Below are 24,557 nucleotides of genomic sequence, written 5' to 3' on the forward strand. Positions count from 1 at the left end.
ACGCCTGCATTAACCCGGTAATTCGCAATGACGGTAAATAACACGATGAAACCCGCACGCCTGGCGATGTTTATCGCCTTAGCGTTTGGCGGATCCTCAACCTCGCTCTACGCCAGTGTTGCCTTTAACTCCGAATTAATTGAGCTGGATAATCCAGGCATGGATAAAGCCGATTTGTCGGCCTTTGAATCAGGCTCGCAGGCACCGGGGATCTACCATGTCGATATTATTGTCGACGACGCGTTTCTGGAGACGGGGGATATTCAGTTTACCGCGAGCAAAGCCGACAACGGCGATGCGTCATTGCAGCCTTGTCTGAGTCTTGCGCAATTAAAACGCTGGGGGGTGAAAACGGCATTATTTCCTGCGCTCAGTGCAGGACACGGTGAATGCGTCAATCTTCAGGCGATTCCCCAGGCCAGTGCCGATTTCCAGTTTGGTGCCCAGCGTCTGGTGTTGAGTATTCCGCAGGCCGCCATCGATCTGCCGGCAAGAGGCTATGTGCCGCCGGAGATGTGGGATGAGGGGATAACGGCAGCCATGCTCAATTACAGCCTCAGCGGCGCGAACAGCCGGGCGAAAGCGGGTGAGGGGGTCAGCAGCAACAGCCAGTATGCGAACCTGCGTCCGGGGATAAATATTGGCCCGTGGCGTCTACGCAACTACACCACCTGGTCACGGGATGGCGCGGGGAAAGATCGATGGGACACGGTCTACAGCTATCTGCAACGTGCCGTTATTCCCCTGAAAGCGCAGCTTACCCTTGGGGACAGTTCCGCCCCGGCGGATGTCTTTGACAGCGTGCCTTTTCGCGGGGTTCAGCTGGCCTCGGATGATGACATGTTACCGGACTCCCTGAAAGGCTATGCCCCAGTGGTCCGCGGGATCGCGCGCACCAATGCTCAGGTGGTGATTCGCCAGAATGGCTATCAGATCTACCAAAGCTACGTGGCGCCGGGCGCATTTGAAATTAACGATATGTATCCCACCGGCGGCGCGGGCGATTTAGACGTGACCATCAAAGAGGCCGATGGCAGCGAGCAGCATTTCACGCTGCCGTATGCCTCGGTACCGGTATTGCAGCGCGAAGGGCGACTGAAATATGCCCTCACCGGTGGACAGTATCGCGCCTACAACAGCAGCGTGGAGAAAACCCCGTTCGGGCAGATCGCCGCGATTTATGGGCTTCAGAAGGGCATCACGATCTATGGCGGGGGGCAGGGTGCCAGCAAATATCAGTCGCTTGCGGTCGGAGCCGGTAAAAACATGGGGGATTTCGGCGCGCTTTCCGTCGATGTCACCCAGGCCTGGTCAACGCCAGCCAATACTGCAAAAACGCAGGGGCAGTCCTGGCGAGCGCGTTACAGCAAGAACGTTATTAATACCGGCACCAACTTTTCGATTGCGGGGTACCGTTATTCAACGCGCGGCTATTACGGACTCCAGGACGTGCTGGACTCCTGGGGGAACAGCGGCGCACTTCAGGACAGACGGCGTAACCGCCTGGAGCTCACCATGAGCCAGACGCTGGGCGGTGACCGGGGCGCGCTGACGCTCAGCGCCGCGCGGGAAGATTACTGGAACGCTGACAGACCCATGGCGTCGTGGAGTGTCGGCTACAACAATGACTGGCACAACATCAGCTATGGCGTGAGCTGGACATACAGCAAAAATGGCAGCCCGTCGTCCGGCAGTGGAAGTACAAAGACCTACGCTAACGACCAGCTTCTGGCGCTGACCGTTAGCGTACCGCTGGATAAATTTCTGCCGCAGACTTGGGCTAACTATGGCCTGAACGCCAGTAAGAACAGTGGCACGACGCACAGTATCGGCATGAACGGGGTGGCCCTCGACAATAGCGCCCTGAGCTGGAATATCCAGCAGGGTTTTGGTTCGGATGGCGTGGGCTATACCGGTACGCTCAACGGCGACTATAAAGGCACGTACGGGGAAGTTACGGCGGGCTATGGGTACGACAAACATAGCGAGCGCCTTAGCTATGGTTTGCAGGGGGGGATCCTCGCGCATGCTGATGGCGTGACGCTGTCTCAGCCGCTGGGGGAAACCAACGCGGTAATCAAAGCCCCGGGCGCGCACGGCGTGAATATCCGCAATCAGTCCGGCGTGCGAACGGATTTCCGGGGCTATACGGTGGTGAATAACCTCTCCGTATACCGCAAAAACGATCTCACTCTCGATCCGGAAAATATGCCTGACGATGTGGAGCTGGAGATCAACACCCGCACGGTCACGCCTACGCGCGGCGCGGTGGTAAAAGCCGATTATTTGTCCAAAGTCGGACGTCGGGTGCTGATGACGTTGACGACGCCTGAGCAGTTCGTGCCGTTTGGCGCGGTTGTTACCCTGGCGGATGATGACAAGAGCAGCTTTATCGTGGGCGATCGCGGCCAGGTCTATTTAACCGGCCTGCGCGACCAGGGCACGGTCCTGGCAACATGGGGACATCAACCTCACCAGCAGTGTCGGGCAGATTTTAGCCTGCCGAAGGGAGCGCAATACGGCGGCATCACGGACATCAGCGTCTCGTGTCGCCAGGAGCATTAAGATGAAACGGATCAACATGTTATTACTGCTGTGCTGTCTTTGCGCATGGCATATCGCCCGGGCAGGGACCTGCACCACCATTACGCCTCAGCTCTCTACGCTGTCGGTGGGCACAATCAATGTTCAGCGCGATGCGCCTGTCGGCACGGTGATTTTTTCCGGCGCGGCGAGCAATACCGGCACCTACCTTAGCGGGTGTACTAATCCGCTTATGCTGGGTTTTAGCATGCGATACAACAATGCCGCGCTGAGCAGCTACGGCAATCATGTGTACAACACCAACGTTAGCGGGATTGGTATTCGGCTTTCATCAAATGCCTATTTTGAGAACCCGAGCAATACGTTCTCGTATAGTGCGCAGACCTCGTATGTGGTCTGGTACGGGGGCTGGGTCGAGCTGGTGGTGACCGGCCCGGTATCGTCCGGCGCCTTAACGCCAGGCCCCATAGGGGCGGTGACGCTGCAGGGCAGCGACGGTATCTACCGCGACGGGTTAACCGTGCAGCTGACCGGCGGCACAATCAACGCGCTGGCCTGCACCATCACCACGCCGCAGCTGACGTTCCCGATTGGCGATATTTCGGCCGCAGCATTTGGCTCAGTGGTGGGCACCACGCCAGCGGTTGCGCAGAATACGCAAAATCTCGGGTTGAACTGCAGCGCTGGCACCAATATTTCGGTTTCCCTGAGCGGAATACAGAACCCGGACAGTGCGAATACCAGCGTAATGGCATTAACAGGGCAGGGAAACAGCGGCACCGCAAAAGGCGTTGGCGTACAGCTTCTTTATAATGGCTCGCCGCTGACGTTAAACAGCCGTCTTTTATTAAAACAGTCAGCAGGCGGGCAGGAGACGCTCCCGTTAACGGCACGCTATTTCCAGACATTAACATCCGTTGAGTCCGGCTCGGCAAATGCCTCCGCCACCCTTAATTTGACCTACCAGTAACAGGTGAAATGATGAAATTACCCTTCAGGAGAGGGATGCTCCTCCTTGCATTCAGCTGGAACGTCATTGCAGCTGATAGCGTTAATCTGGGCGTGACGGGAAATATCATCGCCTCGCCCTGCGTATTTAATGGCGGGAGCGCAAACCTGGATATTAATCTTGGAAATATACAGGCGACTAATATGGCGACGCCGGGATCGACATCCGATCCGGTGCCGTTTAATTTGCAATTTACCCAGTGCCCGGCGGGGACCCGAAGCGTCACGGTCTCGTTCACCGGCACCCCCGATCCGGCGGCCGGTACGGACTACTACATGAACAGCGGCTCGGCGACAAACGTGGCGATAGCCATGCGTGAGGCCGCAACGGGTACGCTGAAGGGGACCGGGTCCAGCATAACGCAAAATATTGCGCCGGACAGAACGGCGACCATGGCCATGCAGGCTTCGGTAAAATCTGTAACCGGTGGCGCGACGCCGGGCAGTGTCAGCGCAGTTGTTGTGATGACCATGCAATACAATTAACAATCCCGCGCGTTAATAACGCTTATTGACTGACCCACATCGGTATTTGCTATGTTGAATATTCTGATTCAAGAGACAGACCAATTTTTTCACCATGGGCTGCAGTGTTTCTTTGTGGAATTCTTTTTGCGTAATTTTAAGCAGCAGATTCATTTCGAGGCGGAGCTTAGCCGTGATAACGTCAGTGCCGCCGATATTATCGTTCTCTCGTTTTGTATGGGGGAAGCGCTGGTCTGTTTTCCCGAATTACAGGCGCGCCAGAAAGGGATTGTGATAGGATTGGTAGAAGATGAATATCATTTTTCTGCCTTACCCTCCTGCTTTAACGATATTATTTTTATTTCGCGTCGTGCTTCGCTTGATCGGATAAGCCAGGTGCTGTTCATTGCCTGGTACCGCGCAGAGCTGGCGGGGAACAGCTGGAAGCAAAAAAGCTGCGCAGAGTGTCAGCATAAAATATTATCACCCCAGCAAAAACGCATCATGGCCAATTTTTACCGGGGATTATCGGTAGTGCAGATCGCGCATGCGCTGAAGATCAGCGATAAAACCGTTTTTACGCAAAAGTATGTAATGATGCAAAAGTTTAATCTGCGAACCGATTTTGAACTGATTGCCCTTATTCGCCGAATGGTGCAAAGGAACAGTTACCCAAACCGGCTCGGTGACTATCTCGCATTCTCTTTGATACTGTAAATTACCTGAATTTGTGCGCCGTTATGCGCCTTTAGCATAGCGCGCGCGTCATGGTATTAGCCGCTATTTCCCCGGCAAAAACCATGGCGGCGATGATTTATCCTGCCTGCTGTTGATTGGATAAACGCCCGTAACGTAGGCCGGGTAAGCGCAGCGCCACCCGGCATTTTCTCAGACATTCACCGCACTGATCAGCCGAGACTTCATGGACTGGTACGCTGATGCCGCAAAGTCCTCAGCCCAGCGTTGATCCTCAATGGCGTCCAGATCAACCGCACAATACTTCGTTTCCGGCGTTTTGGAGATGGGATCGAGGTTATCCTGCGTCAGTTCGTTGCAGGCACCAATCCACCACTGATAGGTCATATATACAGCCCCGGGGTTGATGCGTTCGCTGAGGCTGGCGCGGGTAATCACTTTACCGCGGCGCGAACGCACCCAGACCAGTTGCCCGTCAGTAATACCGCGTTTTTCCGCATCCGCCGGGTTCAGTTGCACCCGACCCGGTTCGTCGGCCAGGCTTTGCAGCGCAGCGCAGTTCCCGGTCATGGAACGACAGGAGTAATGTCCCACTTCGCGCACCGTGCAGAGCACCAGAGGATAGTCTTCGTCAGGTGTTTCAGCGGGCGCTCGCCAGGGCGCGGCAAACAGTTGCCCTTTGCCGGTTGGCGTGTCGAAGTGATTATCTTTGTACAGGTACGGTGTGCCGGGGTGATCGAGCGTTGGGCATGGCCACTGGACATGGCCCATTTCGCCCATTTTTTCGTATGTTACGCCGTAGAACAGCGGACACAGCGCGCGCATCTCATCCCAGATCTGCTGGTTTGAGGTGTAATGCATCGGATAGCCCATTTCTGTCGCCAGCAGGCTGATGATCTCCCAGTCGCGTTTTACGTTGCCGCTGGCCTCAATGGCCTTGCCGAAACGCTGGAAGCCGCGATCGGCACAGGTAAAGACGCCCCCGTGTTCGCCCCAGGAGGTGGCGGGTAACAGAACATCCGCCACTTCCGCCGTTTTGGTCATGAAGATGTCCTGTACCACCACAAAGTCGAGCGCCTCAAAGCCGCTGCGCACCAGGCCCAGGTCGGCCTCGGTCTGCAGCGGGTCTTCCCCCATGATGTAATAGGCTTTGACTTTACCTTCCAGGGCGAGATGCGGCACCTCGGTAATACGCGTGCCGACGCGATCGTCCATTACCGTAACGTCAATTCCCCAGGCATCGGCGAACTTCTGCCTGACAGCCGGGTCCGTCACGTCCTGATAGCCGGGGAACATATTGGGCAATACGCCCATGTCACACGCTCCCTGCACGTTATTTTGTCCGCGAACGGGACCGACGCCGACGGCAGGGCGACCAAGGTTACCGGTTAACAGCGCCAGACTCGAAAGGCCTTTTACCACATCTACGGCCTGACCAAACTGTGTGACGCCCATTCCCCACATCACGGTCGCTGAAGGTGCCGCTGCGAAAGTGCGCATCGCCTGGCGGACATCGTGGGCGGGAATGCCGGTCAGATGTTCGACCTTCTCTGGCGCGTACTCTTTCACCGTCTGCCGGTAGGCCTCAAGCCCCTCCGTGAAGCGTGCGACGTAGTTTTTGTCGTACAACTCCTCTTCCAGCAGCACATAGCCAAAGGCGTTAACCAGTGCCATATTGCTGCCGTTTTTCAGTTGCAGATGTTGGTCGGCAATGCGGGCTGTTTCAATCCGACGCGGATCGCAGACGATAATTTTCGCACCGTTCTCACGGGCTTTCAGCACGCGGCGGGCGACAATAGGATGGGAATCGGCGCAGTTGTATCCGAAAACCAGCAGGCATTTTGAGTGTTCAATGTCGTTAATGGAATTACTCATCGCGCCGTTGCCCAGCGTTTCCTGCAAACCCGCCACGGAAGGCCCGTGGCAGACGCGTGCGCAGCAGTCCACGTTGTTGGTATGGAGTACCGCACGGGCGAATTTCTGCATCACATAGTTGGTTTCATTGCCCGTCCCCCGGGAAGAGCCGGTGGTCATGATGGACCGCGGGCCGAACTGCGCTTTAATGTTTTTAAGCTTGTGGGCGGTATAACAAATGGCCTCGTCCCAGGTGACCGGGGTAAAGGGTTCGCCTTTGTGGTAGCGGATCATCGGTTGCGTCAGGCGAGGGGTGAGCAAGCGGGTATCGTTAAGGAAGTCCCAGCCGTAAAAGCCTTTCAGGCACAAGGTGCCCTGATTGGTTACGCCGTCTGCGGCTTCGGCACGGATAATACGGTTATTTTCAACAACGAGGTTTAATTTACAGCCTGCACCACAGTAAGGGCAGACGCTGGCGATTTTTTTCATCAATAACAGACCTGTTAAAAAATGAAGCAAGATGACCGGAGAGCCCGATCCCGTAAAGAGGAGTAAGCAGGAAGTGTGCCATCTTTACGATGCGTGTTTCACAGGGTGTCATGAAGGGGGAGGGGTGTCATCGTCAGGCTGGTCGACAGTTATGACGATGACACGTTAGCTGATTTTAAAGGTCGTCCATTGTGTAACCCACAACAATTTCCAGCGTTTTACGAATGACGTCGGCCTGAACCACGTCATCCGTCGCTTCCAGCGTCTGGATCAGCCAGAGAATGATCGCTTTGTTGGTAAGGTGACCTTCCGTGGCCAGGACACAACGTACTGCAGTAGAAAAAATCGCGGATTCTTCAGCAAAACGATCGCCAGCGTGGCGGAAATACTCCGACAAAGCGCTGTCCAGAAAAGCCGAATGGTATTCGGGTTGTGGCTGAATATTCTGTCTCATTTGTTCTCACCGTAGCTGTTAAATTGCAGTCAATGTATTTTCCTGGGATTGGACGGTTTTCCATCACCAAATAACGGCACTACATTGTCTCTGTTATCCTTGAGAGATCCCTCTCTGATTGATCGTCCTTGCGCGGTTCTGCGACGTATAAAGGCGCTGTTTTTTGAGCCGATGTCGGCTATCACCCTCGCCAGTGTCTCCCGCCGCCGGGGATCCTTTTCATGTATTTGCATTTTACGCAGACGCTGTACCAGAGAATCGGTCGTCAGTGGCCCCCGTTCTTTCAGGAGGGAAAGCACGGCTTCACCGATAAGATGGTCTGTGAGTCTTTCAGCGTCACTGCGATTCATAACGTTACCGTTCGAAGAGCAAACCAAGCAGCATGTGGTAATGCTGTTCCTCTTCCGGCCCTTCGGCCTTTTCGAGGCGACTTAAGAGTTTGGTGCAGAGCGACTTGCGGTTGAGGTTTCGCCCGTCGCTAAGAATTTCAACCACGACTTCACCCAGCGTTTCCTGTTGCGTTGGAAGCGCGGCTTTTTCGAAGTACTGCGCAATCGCGGCGGCAGAATCTGCGACGTAACCGTTCTGTTGCATGTTTCGCTCCTGTAAAATTTAGTAATCACTAACGTTACATTTAAGGTATACACAAATCCCAAATCTGTACATTAAAAATGTACAGATTTTTAAATATTTTATGATATATTTTATAAACTTTTTACATTTCAGTGGGTTATTGGTGGGGTTTGTAACGGTATCGTAACAGAATATATTGTACAACTTGAAGCGTCGTGGTTAAGTTGTACAACATCGAAAACTCGGGTCATAAACGTCCTAAATCATTGAGACGTAAATTATTTGCCTGACAATTAATATGCTATAACAGAACTCTATCCACGCGTTTTCGTGGCCAAACCCCTAACCCCTCCAGGAAAAGCATGCTGACAACCATCATATACCGCAGCCATATCTGCGATGACGTTCCGGTGAAAGCGCTGGAAACCATGGTCGCTGCTGCAGATAGTAAAAACCGACAATCCGACGTCACGGGGATCCTGTTGTTTAACGGCACGCATTTTTTTCAGTTGCTCGAAGGGCCAGTCGAAAACGTGACCGCCATTTATGAGCAGATCTGCCGCGATCCGCGTCACCACAATGTGGTGGAACTGATGCGCGATCACGGACCTTCCCGGCGTTTTGGCAATGTTGGAATGGAGCTCTTTGATTTGCGCCACTTCGACCGGGAAGATGTTCTTCAGCAGGTGCTTAATAAGGGCACGAGCCGCTATCAGCTGACCTATAACGATCGTCCGCTGCAGTTCTTCCGCACGTTCGTTGAGGCAACGGAGAAGGCCAACTATTTTGAATTGCCTCCCGCCGATGCCTGGGATTTTATCCCTGAGGAGACGCCGTTATCCGCACAACCGCCGGTGGTAGCAAAAGGGGCGGACTGCAGCTTTGCATTTCAGCCGATTGTGGATCCCTTTATGCAGGAGGTGGTCTCCTGGGAAGCACTGCTGCGCACGCCATCCGGCGACTCGCCACGGGCCTATTTTGCGGCTCTTCCGCGCGAAGAGGTCTACGCAGCAGATTTGCACAGCAAACAGGTTGCGCTCTCCATGGCCAGTGCGCTGGGGCTACAGAATCAGACGCTGTCGATTAACCTGTTGCCCATGACGCTGGTCAATGTCCCGCATGCCGTCGATTTCCTGCTCACCGCTATCGACGCGAACGGCTTTGTGCCGGAGCAAATTGTGGTGGAATTCACCGAAAGTGAAGCCATCTCGCGCTTCGATGAGTTTACCCATTCGGTCCGGCAGTTAAAAAGTGCCGGTATCAGCGTGACGATCGATCACTTCGGGGCCGGTTTTGCCGGGCTGCAGTTGCTGGCCCAGTTCCAGCCGGACAGAATTAAGATTAATCGCGATCTGGTGCTGGATGTGCATAAAAGTGGTCCGCGTCAGGCCATCATTCAGGCGATTATCAAGTGCTGTTCCTCGCTGGAAATTCAGTTCTGCGCCGTTGGCGTAGAGAAGGCTGAGGAGTGGATGTGGCTGGAATCTGCGGGAATTTCCCAGTTCCAGGGGCATCTGTTTGCCAGCCCCCGACATGGCGGCATTCCGGCAATTTCGTGGCCCGAGAAAAAGTCTGGATTGTGATAAAGCTGTACAACCTTTGGCAGAGTTAACTGTACGTAAGGCGGAATTTAGACAACAATAGAGTTAACGGCGTGGATGGTGTCCTCACCATTCACCTGTTTCAAACTGAGGTCTTAGTTATACAAATAGCTTGTACAATCTGATAAGGTTGCTGTGGTTGGGTATGGAAGTATTGAGCGTGAGGGAGTTAATGGCCTATTACAGTATCGGCGAAGTCGCCGAACGATGCGGTATCAACCCCGTTACGCTGCGTGCCTGGCAGCGCCGTTATGGTTTGTTGAAGCCGCAGCGCAGTGAAGGGGGTCATCGTCAGTTCGACGACGAGGATATCCTGCGCATTGAAGAGATCAAACGTCTGATGAAATCAGGCGTTTCGGTGGGGAAAGTAAAAGCCTTGCTGGAAAACAAGGAAGTGATGACCCAGGGTAACTGGGCCGCTTTCCAGGAAGAGATGATGACCGTTTTGCGCTATGCCAGCCCGGCAAAACTGCGCGCAAAAATTGGCGAGTTTCGCCGCGATCACGCCATGGATGCGCTGATCGACAACATTATTACCCCCGTAAGGCAGCGCATGAATCAGGATCAAAATACGGTGCGCCACATGGCGAGCCTGTTTGATGGTGTGCTGATCGAATTCGCCGTGGCAAGCCTGGCAGAATCGCGTAAAAAAGCCGGTAAAGATGCGTTGCTCATCGGTTGGGAGTGCGACGACCGCACTCATCTGTGGCTTGAAGCCGCGCGCTTAGCCAATAAGGGCTGGCATATCGACGTGCTGGCAGAGCCGATTGATTCACCGCGTCCCGAACTCTTCCCCGGGCAGAAACTCTTTGTATGGACGGGAAAATCGCCCACGCCCCGTCAGCAGGAACAGCTCGATCACTGGCGTGAACAGGGTTTTTCCGTCGCCTTTCATCATTAATCATCAGAGGCCTTGAGGGCCTTTTTTCTTTCTGTCCTGTCCTGCGCAAAAGCTATCTCAAAAATAGGCATTTCCGATGCATATTTTGCTTTTCCTTTTAATCAGACGAACAATGCAGAGAAATGCATTATTAATCAATGCATTGAACAATTAAATCCATCCCGCCAGCATCCTCTCACAGGGTCTATGCTTAATAAAACCAGGCAAAAAGGGCGATTAAGCCTAATGCCCCTGCTGTCAGAGGGTTGAAGTGATAATCGTTATCACTAACATGGTGTTATGCCCTGATGGCTTATCAGATGAGGTGGACCTATGGAACTGCATTCAGAAACCTTTAACCCTGCCGATTTCGCCTGGCGCGGTTTAACGCTCACGCCAGCGGCGGCGGCACATATTCATGAGCTGGTGGCGAAAAAGCCAGAGATCCTCGGCGTGCGTTTAGGGGTCAAGCAGACCGGCTGCGCGGGGTTTGGTTATGTGCTCGACACCGTTACCGAACCCGAAAAAGATGATCTGGTGTTTGAAACGGATGGCGCAAAACTGTATGTCGCGCTTCAGGCGATGCCGTTTATCGACGGCACCGAAGTGGACTACGTGCGTGAAGGTTTAAACCAGTTATTCAAATTTCATAACCCGAAAGCCCAGAACGAATGTGGCTGCGGCGAAAGCTTTGGGGTATAGGCGGTACTATGTCTCGTAATACTGAAGCAACGAGTGAAGTAAATACCTGGAGCGGCGGACACCTCAACTATAAAGAGGGGTTCTTCACCCAGCTGCAAACTGATGAACTGGCGAAGGGCATCAACGAAGATGTCGTGCGCGCAATTTCAGCCAAACGTAACGAGCCGGAGTGGATGCTCGAATTCCGCCTGAGCGCTTACCGGGCCTGGCTGGAGATGGAAGAGCCGCACTGGCTGAAAGCCCACTACGATAAGCTGAATTATCAGGATTACAGCTACTACTCTGCACCTTCCTGCGGCAGCTGTGACGACACCTGCGCCTCGCAGCCCGGCGCGGTACAGCAAACCGGGGCGGATAATAGCTTCCTGAGTAAAGAGGTGGAAGAGGCGTTTAACCAGCTTGGCGTGCCGGTTCGCGAGGGGAAAGAGGTGGCGGTGGACGCCATTTTTGACTCTGTCTCGGTGGCAACCACCTACCGTGAGAAGCTGGCGGAACAGGGGATCATTTTCTGCTCTTTCGGCGAAGCGATCCACGATCACCCGGAACTGGTGAAAAAGTACATTGGCACCGTGGTGCCGTCTAACGACAACTTCTTCGCGGCGCTCAACGCAGCGGTCGCCTCAGACGGCACCTTCATCTACGTGCCGAAAGGGGTACGTTGTCCAATGGAGCTGTCGACCTATTTCCGCATCAACGCGGAAAAGACCGGCCAGTTCGAGCGCACCATTCTGGTGGCGGACGAAGGCAGCTACGTCAGCTACATCGAAGGGTGTTCCGCGCCGGTGCGCGACAGCTACCAGCTCCACGCCGCGGTGGTTGAAGTCATCATCCATAAAGACGCCGAAGTGAAATACTCCACGGTGCAGAACTGGTTCCCGGGCGATGGTAATACCGGCGGTATCCTCAACTTCGTCACCAAGCGTGCGCTGTGCGAAGGCGAAAACAGCAAGATGTCCTGGACCCAGTCTGAAACCGGCTCGGCCATTACCTGGAAGTACCCGAGCTGTATTTTGCGCGGGGATAACTCCATCGGCGAGTTTTATTCCGTTGCGCTGACCAGCGGTCATCAGCAGGCGGATACCGGCACCAAGATGATCCACATTGGTAAAAACACCAAATCGACCATCATCTCAAAAGGTATCTCCGCCGGACACAGCCAGAACAGCTATCGCGGGCTGGTGAAAATCATGCCTACGGCCACCAACGCGCGAAACTTTACCCAGTGTGACTCCATGCTGATTGGCGCAGACTGCGGCGCGCATACCTTCCCGTACGTGGAGTGTCGCAACAACAGCGCCCAGCTTGAGCATGAGGCGACAACGTCGCGTATCGGGGAAGATCAGCTTTTCTACTGCCTGCAGCGCGGGATCAGTGAAGAAGATGCCATCTCGATGATTGTCAACGGCTTCTGTAAGGACGTGTTCTCTGAACTGCCGCTGGAATTTGCCGTTGAAGCCCAGAAACTCCTCGCCATTAGTCTTGAACACAGCGTCGGTTAAGGAAAGCACATGTTAAGTATTAAAGATTTACAGGTTAGCGTGGAAGACAAAGCCATCCTGCGTGGCCTCAATTTTGACGTCAAGCCGGGTGAAGTCCACGCCATTATGGGGCCGAATGGCTCCGGGAAAAGTACGCTTTCAGCGACGCTGGCGGGACGCGAAGATTACGAAGTGACCAACGGCTCGGTGGAGTTTAACGGTAAAGATTTGCTGGAGATGTCGCCGGAAGAGCGCGCGGGGGAGGGCATTTTTATGGCTTTCCAGTATCCGGTCGAAATTCCGGGCGTCAGTAATCAGTTCTTCCTGCAAACGGCGCTCAACGCGGTACGCAAATACCGTGGCCTGGAGGCGCTGGATCGTTTTGATTTTCAGGACCTGATGGAAGAGAAGATCAAGCTGCTGAAAATGCCGGAAGATCTGCTGACCCGCTCGGTGAACGTCGGCTTCTCCGGCGGCGAGAAGAAGCGCAACGACATTCTGCAGATGGCGGTGCTTGAACCTGAACTGTGCATTCTGGATGAGACCGATTCCGGTCTGGATATCGATGCCCTCAAGATTGTCGCCGACGGGGTGAATTCTCTGCGCGACGGCAAACGGTCATTCATTATCGTTACCCACTATCAGCGTATTCTTGACTACATCAAACCGGATTACGTCCACGTGCTTTACCAGGGGCGCATTGTGAAATCCGGTGATTTCACGCTGGTCAAACAACTGGAGGAGCAGGGTTATGGCTGGCTTACCGAACAGCAGTAATGCGCTCCAGCAGTGGCACCGCCTGTTTGAAGCGCAGGGCGGAAGGCGTTCTGAGCAGGCACAACAGCACCTGCAACAGATGCTGCGCCTCGGTTTACCCACGCGTAAACATGAGAACTGGAAGTACACGCCGCTTGAGGGCCTGCTGAACGCTGAATTTGTCTCGCAACGGGCGGATATCACACCGACGCAGCGCGATGCACTGGCGCTGAAAGTGGATGCCCTGCGCCTGGTGTTTGTCGACGGCCAGTTCCGTCCTGATCTGAGCGACAGCACCGACGAGAGCGGTTATACGATCGCCATTAATGATGAGCGCCAGAGCCTGACGGCACCCGTGCAGCCGGAGGTCTTTTTGCACCTTACCGAGAGCCTGGCGCAGAGTGTGACGCAGATTCACGTGAAGCGAAACCAGCGCCCGGCGAAACCGCTACTGCTGATGCACATCACCCAGAGCCTGGACGGCGATGAAATCAATACTGCGCACTATCGCCACCATCTGGAGCTGGCGGAGGGCGCGGAAGCCACGATCATTGAACATTACGTCAGCCTCAACGATACCCGCCACTTTACCGGGGCGCGCCTGACGATGAATGTCGCCGCCAACGCTCAGCTGCACCATATCAAGCTGGCATTCGAGAACCCGCAGAGTCACCATTTTGCGCATAACGATATCCTGCTTGGACAAGATGCAGCGGCATACAGCCACAGCTTCCTGCTGGGGGGCGCGGTACTGCGTCACAATACCAGTACGCAGCTTAACGGCGAGAACACCACCCTGCGCATCAACAGCCTGGCGATGCCGGTCAAATCGGAAGTGTGCGATACGCGGACCTGGCTTGAGCACAACAAAGGCTACTGTAACAGCCGCCAGCTGCACAAAACCATTGTCAGCGACAAAGGCCGCGCGGTGTTTAACGGTCTGATCAATGTGGCGCAACACGCTATTAAGACCGACGGGCAGATGACCAACAACAACCTGCTGCTGGGGCGCCTGGCAGAAGTGGACACCAAGCCGCAGCTGGAGATCTATGCCGACGACGTCAAATGCAGCCACGGCGCCACGGTCGGGCGCATTGACGATGAACAGATGTTTTATCTGCGTTCGCGCGGTATTGACCAGCAGGCGGCGCAGAAAATGATTATCTACGCCTTTGCCGCAGAGCTGACGGAGGCGCTGGACGATGGCCTGTTAAAACAGCAGGTGCTGGCCCGTATTGGTCAGCGTCTGCCTGGAGGCGAAGCATGAGTTTTCCCGTAGAGAAAGTACGGGCCGATTTCCCGGTTCTGACCCGTGAAGTGAATGGACTGCCGCTGGCCTATCTCGACAGCGCTGCCAGCGCGCAAAAACCGAATCAGGTTGTGGATGCAGAAGCCGAATTCTACCGCCACGGTTACGCCGCCGTGCATCGCGGTATTCATACGCTGAGCGCAGAGGCGACCCAGCGTATGGAGAACGTCCGCACCCAGGTGGCCGCTTTTCTGAATGCGCGCTCACCGGAAGAACTGGTGTTTGTGCGCGGCACGACGGAAGGGATCAACCTTGTCGCCAACAGCTGGGGCAGTGCGCAGGTCCACGCGGGCGATAACATCATCATCACCGAGATGGAACACCACGCCAATATCGTGCCGTGGCAGATGCTCTGTGAGCGTGTGGGTGCTGCGCTACGGGTGATCCCGTTGAATCAGGACGGCACGCTTCAGCTTGAGCACCTTGATGTCCTGCTGGACGACCGCACGCGGCTGGTGGCGATAACCCAGGTCTCTAACGTGCTGGGCACCGAAAACCCGGTAGCAGAGATCGTCGAAAAAGCCCACCGGGCGGGCGCGAAGGTCCTGATTGACGGCGCTCAGGCGGTGATGCATCACGCGGTGGATGTTCAGGCGCTGGACTGCGATTTTTACGTCTTCTCCGGGCATAAGCTTTATGGCCCAACCGGGATCGGCGTGTTGTATGTGAAAGACGATATTTTGCAGGCCATGCCGCCGTGGGAAGGGGGCGGCTCGATGATCGCCACCGTCAGCCTGTCGGAAGGGACCACCTACGCGCGCGCGCCGTGGCGTTTTGAGGCTGGTACGCCCAACACCGGCGGGATTATCGGGCTTGGGGCTGCTCTCTCTTATGTCTCCTCCATTGGCCTTGAGGCCATCCAGGAGTATGAGCAGATGCTGATGCACTACGCGCTGCAGGAGCTTGCCAGCGTGCCCGAGTTGACCCTGTATGGCCCGGCCAACCGGCAGGGCGTGATTGCGTTCAATCTGGGAAAACACCATGCCTATGACGTGGGCAGTTTCCTCGATAACTATGGCGTGGCCGTGCGTACGGGGCACCACTGTGCCATGCCGCTGATGGCATTTTATCAGGTCCCGGCAATGTGCCGCGCGTCGCTGGTGATGTACAACACAACGGAAGAGGTCGACAGGCTGGTGGTGGGGCTAAAACGCATTCACCAGTTGCTGGGCTAACGGAGAAGCGAACAATGGCAGAGTTGCCGGACAAAGATAAATTACTGCGTAACTTCGGACGTTGCGCAAACTGGGAAGAAAAGTATCTCTATATTATTGAGCTGGGGCAGCGTTTGCCGCCGCTCAGTGAAGCGGCGCATAACCCGGATAATATTATTCAGGGCTGCCAGAGCCAGGTGTGGATTGTGATGGAGCAAAAGGGCGACGGTACGATTGAATTGCACGGCGACAGCGATGCCGCGATTGTGAAAGGGCTTATCGCCGTGGTCTTTATTCTCTACCACCAGATGTCCGCGCAGGATATTGTCGCCTTTGATGTGCGCCCGTGGTTTGAAAAAATGGCCCTGACCCAACACCTCACCCCGTCCCGCTCCCAGGGGCTGGAAGCGATGATTCGCGCCATCCGCGCCAAAGCTGCAATCATTAGCTAGACTTACAGGACAGCATTCATTCTGTTTCGCGAGGTGGTTCCCGCCTCGCTGGTTTTTCAGCTTTCTGGCGTTCTGTCAGTGAATAAGGAATCTCAGCATGAAGCGCGCGTCTCTAATAACACTCTTACTCCTTGGTTCGCTCGGCGCTCTTAATTCGGCCAGTGCGATGGATTATCCGTTACCGCCCGCAGGCAGCCGTCTGATTGGGCAAAATCAAACCTACACAATACAGGAAGGGGATACCAAACTTCAGACCATCGCACGTCGGTTTAATACTGCGGCACAGCTCATCCTTGAAACCAATAACACCATTGCGCCGGTAAACCCTGCGCCGGGAACGGTGATTACCATTCCATCCCAGATGCTGCTTCCGGACACGCCACGCGAAGGTATTGTGGTGAACCTGGCCGAGTTACGGCTTTACTACTATCCGCCGGGGGGAAATATTGTTCAGGTTTTCCCGCTGGGGATTGGACAGCTGGGGCTGGAGACGCCGGTCACGACGACCCGCGTGAGTCAGAAGATCCCTAATCCAACCTGGACCCCGACGCCGGGCATCAGAGCGCGCTCTCTGGAGCAGGGCATTAAATTGCCGCCGGTCGTACCCGCCGGGCCAAATAACCCGCTGGGACGCTTTGCACTGCGTTTAGGCGTGGGCAATGGGGAATATCTCATCCACGGTACCAGTGCGCCGGACAGCGTTGGTCTGCGGGTGAGTTCAGGTTGTATGCGCATGAATGCCCCGGACATTAAAGCCCTGTTCGAACAGGTGCGGGTCGGCACGCGGGTACAGATTATCAATGAGCCGGTGAAGTTCTCCGTCGAGCCGGATGGCAAACGCTATATTGAAGTACATCGTCCGCTGGCGCAGGTGGAGGGGGAAAACCCGCAGATTACACCTATTACCCATTCCGCTGACTTTGCCTCGTTTGTTTCTCAGGCAGGAAGCGACAAAGCGCTTATTGATAAAGCCTTGTCGCGCCGGGCGGGGATCCCGGTCGCCGTATCGGCGGCTAACGGCCCGTCGGCCAGCAACAACGTGCAGTCCGTGCAGAACAGCCGTGTCTCTGCTGCGGTAACGGAAGAGGATGGCGAGAAGGTGACGCAGTAGGGGGTTTGACGCAGGCAAAAAAAATGGCGCACAATGTGCGCCATTTTATTAACAGGTACTATTACTTACGGTATTTAGTAGCCTGGTTGTCCAGACGCTGGTTAGCGCGAGCTGCGTCGTCTTTAGCAGCCTGAACGTCGGAACGCATTGCGTTCACGTCGTTGCTCAGCTGGTCAACTTTAGCGTTCAGAGTCTGAACGTCAGAAGACAGCTGATCGATTTTAGCGTTGCTGGAGCAACCTGCCAGCAGAGTAGAACCCAGGATTACCGCGCCCAGTACCAGTTTAGTACGATTCATTATTAATACCCTCTAGATTGAGTTAATCTCCATGTAGCGTTACAAGTATTACACAAACTTTTTTGGGTTGAGAATATTTTTTTGATGGGAATACGCCTATTTTTGATCGTTCGCTCAAAGAAGCAACGAATTCGGCATTTTTGTCGAAAAAGCTATGTTAAAAAAGGCATTTTTCATCGGATTCATCTTACATAAATCGCGATTAAATAGAAAAACCCGATTTGCTTTTTGAATAGAGTTGGCTAATACCACGAATAAAAAAAGCGCCCCGAAGGACGCTTTTTATCAAAAACTAATTCGTTTGAACATTATTACAGCACGTGAACAGATGCGGTATTGGTTGTACCACTCGGTACCAGTGCACCCGATACCATTACCACCACGTCGCCTTTCTGTGCCAGGCCGCTTTCCAGCGCCAGTTCTTTACCCTGAATGTAGAAATCGTCGGTAGAGGCGATCTCTTTTACCAGGTGCGCAACAACACCTTTGCTCAGCACCAGCTGACGCGCAGTGGTTTCATTGGTGGTCAGCGCCAGGATGGTAGCATCCGGGAAGTATTTACGTACGGCACGCGCAGATTTACCGCCCTGGGTTGCAACCACGATCAGTGGCGCTTCCAGCTTCTCAGCCGTTTCTACCGCACCGCGGCAGACCGCTTCAGTGATGCGCAGTTTGCGGCTGTCGTTGTTGAAGTCCAGACGGCTGGTCATCACGCGGTCAGTACGCTCGCAGATGGTGGCCATAATGGACACCGCTTCCAGCGGATATTTACCTTTTGCGGATTCGCCAGACAGCATGACGGCATCAGTACCGTCGAGGATGGCGTTCGCCACGTCGCCTGCTTCAGCGCGGGTTGGACGTGGGTTTTTGATCATGGAGTCCAGCATCTGGGTGGCAGTGATAACCACTTTACGTGCGCGGACACATTTCTCGATCATCATCTTCTGCGCGAAGATCACCTCTTCTACCGGGATTTCAACACCCAGGTCGCCACGCGCAACCATGATACCGTCAGACGCTTCGAGGATTTCGTCGAAGTTGTTCAGGCCTTCCTGGTTTTCGATTTTGGAGATGATCTGGATCTTCTCGCCGCCGTGTGCTTTCAGGTGCTCACGGATTTCAACCACGTCGGAACGTTTACGGATGAAGGAGGCAGCAACGAAATCAACGCCTTGCTCGCAGCCGAAGATCAGGTCTTGCTTGTCTTTTTCAGCCAGTGCTGGCAGCGCGATGGAAACGCCTGGCAGGTTAACGCCTTTGTTTTCGCCCAGGTCGCCGTTGTTCAGCACTTTACAGATGACTTTGTTGCCTTCGATGGCGGTGACTTCCATTCCGATCAGACCATCGTCTACCAGCACGGTGTTACCCACAGACAGATCGCTGGTGAAGCCTTCATAGGTTACCGCAACGATTTCGCTGTTACCGACCACAGACTTGTCAGTGGTGAAGGTGAAGGTCTGGCCCGCTTTCAGGGAGACGTCGTTACCGCCTTCCAGTTTGATGGTGCGGATTTCAGGACCTTTGGTATCCAGCAGGATGGCGGCTTTTTTACCAGTCTTGCTCATGACGTTGCGCAAGTTCTGGATACGCTGACCATGTTCAGCGTAGTCACCGTGAGAGAAGTTCAGACGCATAACGTTCATGCCGGCGTCCAGCATTTTGGTCAGCATCTCTTCAGATTCGGTTTTCGGGCCGATGGTACAAACAATTTTCGTCTTTTTCATGACAGTCTTAGTCTTTAAGTTGGGAAGGATATGGAAATCTCGCTCCGGGGGCGCACCGCCGCAGAGTCAAACCTGTGTTGCAAAAGAGTATATGACACGCACTAAGGATAGGAGACATCAAATGAGCGTGCAGAAGAAAGTGTGCCTGAGTGACAGCCCAACGAAGGAGAGGAGAAGTTGTACGTTGTTTTTTGTATTCCAAGCGCTGAAACCATTCACCAGGGATTTGGCGCGCATTATACGCTGATTTTAAGATAAAAGGAAAATGGAAACGGTGTTTCAGAAATAATCTGTGCAGTTTCACATAATATTGTTATCAATGCGTTAAGGCATAATGACATCTTATGGCGGCAGGCGCGAGGTCTGCCGCCTTTTGCTTATTTTTCCAGCGCCTGACTCAGATCGGCAATCAGATCGTCTGCCTCTTCGATCCCCACGGACAGGCGGATCAGCTGCGGCACAATGCCGTTAGCCAGACGCTGCTCGCGCGGAATAGAGGCGTGAGTCATGCTGTAGGGCTGACTCACCAGGCTTTCCACACCGCCGAGACTTTCTGCGAGGGTGAACAGCTTCAGCTTGCGGATCACCTCCGTCGCACGTTGCGCATCGCCTTTCACCACGACGGAAATCATCCCGCCCGGCAGCGCCATTTGCCTGCGGGCGAGCTGATAGTGCGGGTGCGAATCCAGCCCCGGATAGAACACCTTTTCGACCTGCGGCTGCTGCGCAAGCCATTGCGCAATCGCCAGCGCGTTGCTGCTGTGCTTTTCCATCCGCAGAGCCAGGGTACGCATTCCGCGCAGCGTCAGAAAACTGCTGAAGGGATCGAGCACGCCGCCGATGGCGTTTTGCAGATAACCCAACCGTTCCGCCAGCGCCGGGTTATCGCCCACCACGGCCAGCCCGGCTACCACGTCGGAATGGCCGTTCAGGTATTTGGTGGCGGAGTGCACCACGATATCAAAACCCAGCTCCAGCGGACGGTGAATGACCGGGGAGGCGAAGGTGTTATCCGCCACGCTTATCACCTTATGGCGGCGGGCAATGGCCCCGATGGCTGCCAGGTCGGCCAGTTTCAGCAGCGGGTTAGTCGGCGTCTCCACCCAGATCATGCGCGTTTGGGGACCAATGGCGGCTTCCAGCGCGGCCAGATCGTCGGGCTTTACCCAGCTGACCCGCAGCCCGGTGCTGCGCTTGCGCACGTTTTCAATCAGACGGTAGGTGCCGCCATACACGTCATCAATGGCGACGATATGGCTGTCTTTATCCAGCAGCTCCAGTACGGTGGAAATGGCGGCCAGACCGGAGGCAAAAGCATAGCCGCGCGTGCCGCCTTCCAGTTCGGCGATGGCGGTTTCCAGCGCATGGCGGGTAGGATTGCCGCTTCGGGAATATTCGTAGCCGGTATGCTCCCCCGGCGACGGTTGCGCAAACGTCGAGGTGGCGTAAATGGGCGGCATGACCGCGCCGTGTTGATCGTTAACCTGGCCGCTGTGTACGCTGAGCGTGGCGAGATTTTTCATTCTTGTTTCCTTATTGCTGTAGACGGTTGCGCCAGGCGGTGAGGAGATCGCTGCGGGTGATCAGACCCAGAAAACGGTCATTGTCATTAATCACCGCCACCAGACCGCGGTCGAAGATGGCGTGCAGGGCGCTTTCCGGCGCGTGCTTATCAAGAATCTCCACCTGTTGCGTCATGGCCGCCGTGACGGGGAGGGCAAAGCGAGCCCCGTCGCCGCCAATGTGGCGCAGCAGATCCCACTCATCAATAATGCCTACCACCTTGCCGTTCTCCAGCACCGGCAGCTGCGAGATGTCATACAGGCGCATGCGTGCCAGTACGGTGGAAAGCGTGTCGTCCGGGGCGGCGGTGACGGTGGCGCCCTCGTCGTGGCGCAGCGCAATGTAGTCGGAGAGATCGCCTGCCTGCGGGCGAGACATCAGCCCCTGCTGGCGCATCCAGTCATCGTTGAACATCTTTGAGAGGTATTTGTTGCCGCTGTCGCAGGCGAAGGTCACCACGCGTTTCGGCGTGGTCTGTGCCTGGCAATACTTCAGCGCGGCTGCCAGCAGAGTTCCGCTGGAGGAGCCAGCCAGAATGCCTTCCGTTTTCAGCAGCTCGCGCGCCGTGGCGAACGCGTCGCGGTCGGTGATGCGCAAGGCGCGATTCACCCCGTCAATGTGGGCCAGTGGCGGAATAAAGTCTTCGCCAATTCCCTCAACCAGCCAGGAGCCCGCATCGCGGTAGCGTCCGGTTTCCACCTGGTCGGCCAGAACCGATCCTGCCGGGTCTGCGAGGACAAACTCCGTGTGCGGAGAGTGTTCGGCGAACCACGCCTGCAGGCCACCCAGCGTGCCGCCTGACCCCACGCCCACCACGATGGCGTCGATCCTGCCGTTAAGCTGTTCAAACAGTTCCGGCGCGGTGGTGGTACGGTGCGCCAGCGGATTGGCTTCGTTATTGAACTGGTCGATGTAAAACGCGCCGGGCAGTTCACTCGCCAGACGCCGGGCATAATCCTGGTAATAGGCGGGATGGCCCTTATTGACGTCCGAACGCGTCAGTACCACCTGGGCACCTAGCGCGCGAAGGTGGAAGATTTTCTCGCGGCTCATTTTGTCCGGTACCACCAGGATCAGCGAATAGCCTTTCTGGGCGGCGATCAGGGCCAGCCCCAGGCCGGTATTCCCCGCCGTGGCCTCAATAATCGTGCCGCCCGGCTGCAGCTGGCCGGTGCGCTCCGCTTCATTAATCATCGACAGCGCCACGCGGTCCTTTATAGAGCCACCCGGGTTCTGGTTCTCCAGTTTCAGAAACAGCGAGCAGAGGCCAGTGTCCAGTTTATGCAACTGGATAACCGGTGTTTGGCCAATCAGTTCAGTGACGGAGTGGTAAATCGTCATGGGTTTTTCCTTTCAGGAGGTCATGACGGGATGATAGGGCGGTGAAAATTTCGCAAGAAAGAACGAATCTCTGCTTTTTAGAACAGAAAAGAATATAAATGGTGTTTTTGGATGTCAGGATAGCAAGACGTAAAGTGCTCCGGATGTGAGGATGGCTATATCAACAGAATATGTTGAAAAAATGCGCGTTTTTGGCGTGGGTCGCCCCTGACATATGCATCGTGCAGATAAACATTGCTGAAATTGGTCTAAACGGGTCCCGCCCGCGACAGGCAGTGTTTATTCCCGCTGGTTATAACACATGCTTTTTTGTTCATTTAAAAGCAAGTAACGGCTGATTACTATCGTTTGGACATCCATACTTCTAAACCGCTAGGGCGGACGGATAACGATTAAGAATGATTGTTCTCAGCAATATTTCGAAGGTCTTTGACAACGGCAAGGTGGCGCTCACGGCCGTTGATAACGTCAATCTGACGATTGAGCAGGGGCAGATATACGGCATTATTGGCTACAGCGGCGCGGGGAAAAGTACGCTTATCCGCCTGTTAAATGGCCTGGAAAAACCGAGCAGCGGCAGCGTGACCATTAACGGTCAGGACATTTCTGCCGCAAAGGGGGAAGCGCTGCGACAGGCGCGTCTGAAGATCAGCATGGTGTTCCAGCACTTCAATCTGCTGTGGTCGCGAACGGTAGCGGAAAACATTGCCTTTTCGATGCAGATTGCCGGGGTGCCAAAGGCCAGGATTCAGGCCCGCGTGGCCGAGCTGGTGGAACTGGTCGGGCTGAAAGGCCGCGAAAATGCGTATCCGTCGCAGCTGAGCGGCGGGCAAAAGCAGCGCGTGGGCATTGCGCGTGCGCTGGCGAACAACCCGGACGTGCTGCTCTGTGACGAAGCCACCTCTGCGCTCGACCCACAGACCACCGATCAGATCCTCGATCTGCTGCTGGACATTAATCGTCGGTTCAGGCTGACCATCGTCCTCATTACCCACGAGATGCACGTGGTGCGCAAAATCTGTGACCGGGTGGCGGTGATGGAGAACGGTAAAGTGGTGGAAGAGGGCGACGTGCTGAGCGTTTTTACCCATCCGCAGCAGCCGATTACGCAGCAGTTTGTCCGCCAGGTGAGTCAGTACGCCGAGGAAGAGACCTTTAATACCGAGCTGGCAAACGATCTGGAAGGGACGGTCATCCGTCTGACCTTCACCGGTCACAGCACACATAAACCGATTGTGGGTGAATTGACGCTGCGCTACGGCCTGCCGTTTAACATTCTGCACGGAAAAATGACCCAGACGGCGCACGGCGTGTTTGGCCAACTGTGGGTACACGTGGTGGCATCCGATGAACAACTGAACAATATCCTCGCCGACCTGAAGCACAGCGATATTGAAGGCGAGGTGATTAAACATGGCTGAGAATCTCTTTCCGCATCTGAAGTGGGATCAGCTCTGGGCGGCAACGCTTGAGACGCTGTACATGACCGCGCTCTCCGGTGTGGCGACCTTTGTGCTGGGGATCGTACTGGGTCTGGCGCTGTTTTTAACCGCCCGCGGCGGATTGTTCCACAACCGCACGGTCTATAGCGTCATTTCAATTGTGGTGAACGTGTTCCGCTCTATCCCGTTCATCATTCTGATTGTTTTGCTGATCCCGTTCACCAAGACCGTTGTTGGCACCATCCTGGGAGCTAACGCGGCACTGCCTGCCCTGATTGTGGGCGCCGCACCGTTCTACGCCCGTCTGGTGGAGATCGCCCTGCGTGAAGTGGACAAAGGGGTCATAGAAGCAACGCGCTCAATGGGGGCACGACTGAGCACCTTAGTGTTTCGGGTTTTACTGCCGGAATCATCACCCGCACTGGTTTCAGGTATTACGGTGACGCTGATTGCGCTGGTGAGCTACAGCGCAATGGCCGGAGTGATTGGCGCCGGTGGGTTGGGAAATCTGGCTTATCTGGAAGGATTCCAGCGCAACCATGGTGACGTCACGCTGGTGGCAACGGTGACCATTTTGATCATCGTTTTCGTTATCCAGTTCTGCGGCGACATCATTACCTCACTGTTAGATAAACGCTAATAAATACACACAGGAACCATCAT

The 24,557-nt window shown here is 55.0% G+C and carries 24 protein-coding genes; 15 read left to right on the forward strand and 9 right to left on the reverse strand.

From position 1 onward, the window contains the following. Positions 1–27: 27 nt before the first annotated feature. The 4 genes from AC2FAK_RS07520 to AC2FAK_RS07535 are packed head-to-tail and all read left to right on the forward strand — an operon-like array spanning position 28 to position 4,734. Positions 28–2,565, forward strand: a complete 2,538-nt coding sequence (locus AC2FAK_RS07520; protein WP_095454816.1) for a fimbria/pilus outer membrane usher protein — start codon at positions 28–30, stop codon at positions 2,563–2,565. 1 nt (position 2,566) lies between these two features. Then, a complete protein-coding gene (locus tag AC2FAK_RS07525; RefSeq protein WP_013096966.1) occupies positions 2,567–3,514 on the forward strand; it encodes a spore coat protein U domain-containing protein in 948 nt (315 codons plus the stop codon). Between the two features lie 35 nt (positions 3,515–3,549). Further along, positions 3,550–4,038 (forward strand): fimbrial protein, encoded by a 489-nt coding sequence (locus AC2FAK_RS07530; protein ID WP_072203700.1) that lies wholly within the window; start codon positions 3,550–3,552, stop codon positions 4,036–4,038. Positions 4,039–4,089: 51 nt separating this feature from the next. Then, positions 4,090–4,734, forward strand: coding sequence for a helix-turn-helix transcriptional regulator (locus AC2FAK_RS07535; RefSeq protein WP_013096964.1), 645 nt, complete (start codon positions 4,090–4,092; stop codon positions 4,732–4,734). A gap of 171 nt (positions 4,735–4,905) precedes the next feature. On the opposite strand, the gene fdhF is transcribed toward AC2FAK_RS07535, so the two are convergent. From fdhF to ycgZ, 4 genes are all read right to left on the reverse strand, one after another. Beyond that, complete coding sequence (gene fdhF / locus AC2FAK_RS07540; protein WP_095454815.1) at positions 4,906–7,056, reverse strand: formate dehydrogenase subunit alpha; 2,151 nt, start codon at positions 7,054–7,056, stop codon at positions 4,906–4,908. 175 nt (positions 7,057–7,231) lie between these two features. Further along, a complete protein-coding gene (locus AC2FAK_RS07545; protein ID WP_013096961.1) occupies positions 7,232–7,510 on the reverse strand; it encodes a biofilm development regulator YmgB/AriR family protein in 279 nt (92 codons plus the stop codon). Positions 7,511–7,539: 29 nt separating this feature from the next. Continuing rightward, positions 7,540–7,860: a hypothetical protein gene (locus tag AC2FAK_RS07550; protein WP_095454814.1), complete on the reverse strand. Its 321-nt coding sequence runs from the start codon at positions 7,858–7,860 to the stop codon at positions 7,540–7,542. A 4-nt stretch (positions 7,861–7,864) separates the two neighbouring features. Continuing rightward, on the reverse strand, positions 7,865–8,104 hold the full coding sequence (gene ycgZ, locus AC2FAK_RS07555) for a regulatory protein YcgZ (RefSeq protein ID WP_013096960.1): 240 nt from the start codon (positions 8,102–8,104) through the stop codon (positions 7,865–7,867). Between the two features lie 341 nt (positions 8,105–8,445). Between ycgZ and AC2FAK_RS07560 the strand changes: the two genes are divergently transcribed. The 9 genes from AC2FAK_RS07560 to ldtE all read left to right on the forward strand — a co-directional run bounded on the left by AC2FAK_RS07560 (position 8,446) and on the right by ldtE (position 17,526). Next, positions 8,446–9,666, forward strand: a complete 1,221-nt coding sequence (locus AC2FAK_RS07560) for a diguanylate phosphodiesterase (RefSeq protein ID WP_095454813.1) — start codon at positions 8,446–8,448, stop codon at positions 9,664–9,666. 190 nt (positions 9,667–9,856) lie between these two features. Beyond that, positions 9,857–10,585, forward strand: coding sequence for a MerR family transcriptional regulator (locus AC2FAK_RS07565; RefSeq protein WP_013096958.1), 729 nt, complete (start codon positions 9,857–9,859; stop codon positions 10,583–10,585). Between the two features lie 312 nt (positions 10,586–10,897). Further along, complete coding sequence (gene sufA, locus AC2FAK_RS07570; protein ID WP_008500631.1) at positions 10,898–11,266, forward strand: Fe-S cluster assembly scaffold SufA; 369 nt, start codon at positions 10,898–10,900, stop codon at positions 11,264–11,266. Between the two features lie 8 nt (positions 11,267–11,274). After that, positions 11,275–12,765 (forward strand): Fe-S cluster assembly protein SufB, encoded by a 1,491-nt coding sequence (gene sufB / locus AC2FAK_RS07575; protein ID WP_013096956.1) that lies wholly within the window; start codon positions 11,275–11,277, stop codon positions 12,763–12,765. 9 nt (positions 12,766–12,774) lie between these two features. Beyond that, entirely contained in the window at positions 12,775–13,521 is a 747-nt protein-coding gene (gene sufC / locus AC2FAK_RS07580; RefSeq protein WP_013096955.1) for a Fe-S cluster assembly ATPase SufC, read from the forward strand. After that, the gene (gene sufD, locus AC2FAK_RS07585; RefSeq protein WP_095454812.1) at positions 13,496–14,767 is read left to right on the forward strand and encodes a Fe-S cluster assembly protein SufD; all 1,272 of its coding nucleotides are present in this window, start codon (positions 13,496–13,498) and stop codon (positions 14,765–14,767) included. Before sufC ends, sufD begins: the two co-directional genes overlap by 26 nt. After that, positions 14,764–15,984, forward strand: coding sequence for a cysteine desulfurase SufS (gene sufS, locus AC2FAK_RS07590; protein ID WP_095454811.1), 1,221 nt, complete (start codon positions 14,764–14,766; stop codon positions 15,982–15,984). The genes sufD and sufS overlap by 4 nt, the downstream gene beginning before the upstream one ends. 14 nt (positions 15,985–15,998) lie before the next feature. Beyond that, on the forward strand, positions 15,999–16,415 hold the full coding sequence (gene sufE, locus AC2FAK_RS07595) for a cysteine desulfuration protein SufE (RefSeq protein WP_013096952.1): 417 nt from the start codon (positions 15,999–16,001) through the stop codon (positions 16,413–16,415). 97 nt (positions 16,416–16,512) lie between these two features. After that, positions 16,513–17,526, forward strand: a complete 1,014-nt coding sequence (gene ldtE / locus AC2FAK_RS07600; protein WP_023620680.1) for a L,D-transpeptidase LdtE — start codon at positions 16,513–16,515, stop codon at positions 17,524–17,526. 61 nt (positions 17,527–17,587) lie between these two features. On the opposite strand, the gene lpp is transcribed toward ldtE, so the two are convergent. From lpp to AC2FAK_RS07625, 5 genes are all read right to left on the reverse strand, one after another. Continuing rightward, positions 17,588–17,824 carry a murein lipoprotein Lpp gene (lpp, locus tag AC2FAK_RS07605; protein WP_001082307.1) on the reverse strand — a complete coding sequence of 79 codons (237 nt, stop codon included), beginning with the start codon at positions 17,822–17,824 and terminating at the stop codon, positions 17,588–17,590. A gap of 311 nt (positions 17,825–18,135) precedes the next feature. Further along, positions 18,136–19,548, reverse strand: coding sequence for a pyruvate kinase PykF (gene pykF, locus AC2FAK_RS07610; protein WP_013096950.1), 1,413 nt, complete (start codon positions 19,546–19,548; stop codon positions 18,136–18,138). 7 nt (positions 19,549–19,555) lie between these two features. Further along, positions 19,556–19,852 (reverse strand): protein YnhH, encoded by a 297-nt coding sequence (gene ynhH / locus AC2FAK_RS07615; RefSeq protein ID WP_420909240.1) that lies wholly within the window; start codon positions 19,850–19,852, stop codon positions 19,556–19,558. 73 nt (positions 19,853–19,925) lie between these two features. Next, positions 19,926–21,071: a trans-sulfuration enzyme family protein gene (locus AC2FAK_RS07620; RefSeq protein ID WP_013096949.1), complete on the reverse strand. Its 1,146-nt coding sequence runs from the start codon at positions 21,069–21,071 to the stop codon at positions 19,926–19,928. 10 nt (positions 21,072–21,081) lie between these two features. Further along, complete coding sequence (locus tag AC2FAK_RS07625; protein ID WP_048971213.1) at positions 21,082–22,452, reverse strand: pyridoxal-phosphate dependent enzyme; 1,371 nt, start codon at positions 22,450–22,452, stop codon at positions 21,082–21,084. A gap of 398 nt (positions 22,453–22,850) precedes the next feature. On the opposite strand from AC2FAK_RS07625, the gene AC2FAK_RS07630 reads away from it, so the two are divergent. Together AC2FAK_RS07630 and AC2FAK_RS07635 are read left to right on the forward strand one after the other, a co-directional pair. After that, positions 22,851–23,873 carry a methionine ABC transporter ATP-binding protein gene (locus tag AC2FAK_RS07630; protein WP_020688322.1) on the forward strand — a complete coding sequence of 341 codons (1,023 nt, stop codon included), beginning with the start codon at positions 22,851–22,853 and terminating at the stop codon, positions 23,871–23,873. Beyond that, complete coding sequence (locus AC2FAK_RS07635; protein ID WP_013096946.1) at positions 23,866–24,534, forward strand: methionine ABC transporter permease; 669 nt, start codon at positions 23,866–23,868, stop codon at positions 24,532–24,534. The genes AC2FAK_RS07630 and AC2FAK_RS07635 overlap by 8 nt, the downstream gene beginning before the upstream one ends. Positions 24,535–24,557 lie beyond the last annotated feature (23 nt).

It is taken from the genome of Enterobacter cloacae complex sp. 394F7 (assembly GCF_057320385.1).

Bases quoted from the DNA above. Each gene is read 5' to 3' on its own strand.
- AC2FAK_RS07520 (WP_095454816.1), top strand. From the start codon at position 28: ATGACGGTAAATAACACGATGAAACCCGCACGCCTGGCGATGTTTATC.
- AC2FAK_RS07525 (WP_013096966.1), top strand. From the start codon at position 2,567: ATGAAACGGATCAACATGTTATTACTGCTGTGCTGTCTTTGCGCATGG.
- AC2FAK_RS07530 (WP_072203700.1), top strand. From the start codon at position 3,550: ATGCTCCTCCTTGCATTCAGCTGGAACGTCATTGCAGCTGATAGCGTT.
- AC2FAK_RS07535 (WP_013096964.1), top strand. From the start codon at position 4,090: ATGTTGAATATTCTGATTCAAGAGACAGACCAATTTTTTCACCATGGG.
- fdhF (WP_095454815.1), bottom strand. From the start codon at position 7,056: ATGAAAAAAATCGCCAGCGTCTGCCCTTACTGTGGTGCAGGCTGTAAA.
- AC2FAK_RS07545 (WP_013096961.1), bottom strand. From the start codon at position 7,510: ATGAGACAGAATATTCAGCCACAACCCGAATACCATTCGGCTTTTCTG.
- AC2FAK_RS07550 (WP_095454814.1), bottom strand. From the start codon at position 7,860: ATGAATCGCAGTGACGCTGAAAGACTCACAGACCATCTTATCGGTGAA.
- ycgZ (WP_013096960.1), bottom strand. From the start codon at position 8,104: ATGCAACAGAACGGTTACGTCGCAGATTCTGCCGCCGCGATTGCGCAG.
- AC2FAK_RS07560 (WP_095454813.1), top strand. From the start codon at position 8,446: ATGCTGACAACCATCATATACCGCAGCCATATCTGCGATGACGTTCCG.
- AC2FAK_RS07565 (WP_013096958.1), top strand. From the start codon at position 9,857: ATGGCCTATTACAGTATCGGCGAAGTCGCCGAACGATGCGGTATCAAC.
- sufA (WP_008500631.1), top strand. From the start codon at position 10,898: ATGGAACTGCATTCAGAAACCTTTAACCCTGCCGATTTCGCCTGGCGC.
- sufB (WP_013096956.1), top strand. From the start codon at position 11,275: ATGTCTCGTAATACTGAAGCAACGAGTGAAGTAAATACCTGGAGCGGC.
- sufC (WP_013096955.1), top strand. From the start codon at position 12,775: ATGTTAAGTATTAAAGATTTACAGGTTAGCGTGGAAGACAAAGCCATC.
- sufD (WP_095454812.1), top strand. From the start codon at position 13,496: ATGGCTGGCTTACCGAACAGCAGTAATGCGCTCCAGCAGTGGCACCGC.
- sufS (WP_095454811.1), top strand. From the start codon at position 14,764: ATGAGTTTTCCCGTAGAGAAAGTACGGGCCGATTTCCCGGTTCTGACC.
- sufE (WP_013096952.1), top strand. From the start codon at position 15,999: ATGGCAGAGTTGCCGGACAAAGATAAATTACTGCGTAACTTCGGACGT.
- ldtE (WP_023620680.1), top strand. From the start codon at position 16,513: ATGAAGCGCGCGTCTCTAATAACACTCTTACTCCTTGGTTCGCTCGGC.
- lpp (WP_001082307.1), bottom strand. From the start codon at position 17,824: ATGAATCGTACTAAACTGGTACTGGGCGCGGTAATCCTGGGTTCTACT.
- pykF (WP_013096950.1), bottom strand. From the start codon at position 19,548: ATGAAAAAGACGAAAATTGTTTGTACCATCGGCCCGAAAACCGAATCT.
- AC2FAK_RS07620 (WP_013096949.1), bottom strand. From the start codon at position 21,071: ATGAAAAATCTCGCCACGCTCAGCGTACACAGCGGCCAGGTTAACGAT.
- AC2FAK_RS07625 (WP_048971213.1), bottom strand. From the start codon at position 22,452: ATGACGATTTACCACTCCGTCACTGAACTGATTGGCCAAACACCGGTT.
- AC2FAK_RS07630 (WP_020688322.1), top strand. From the start codon at position 22,851: ATGATTGTTCTCAGCAATATTTCGAAGGTCTTTGACAACGGCAAGGTG.
- AC2FAK_RS07635 (WP_013096946.1), top strand. From the start codon at position 23,866: ATGGCTGAGAATCTCTTTCCGCATCTGAAGTGGGATCAGCTCTGGGCG.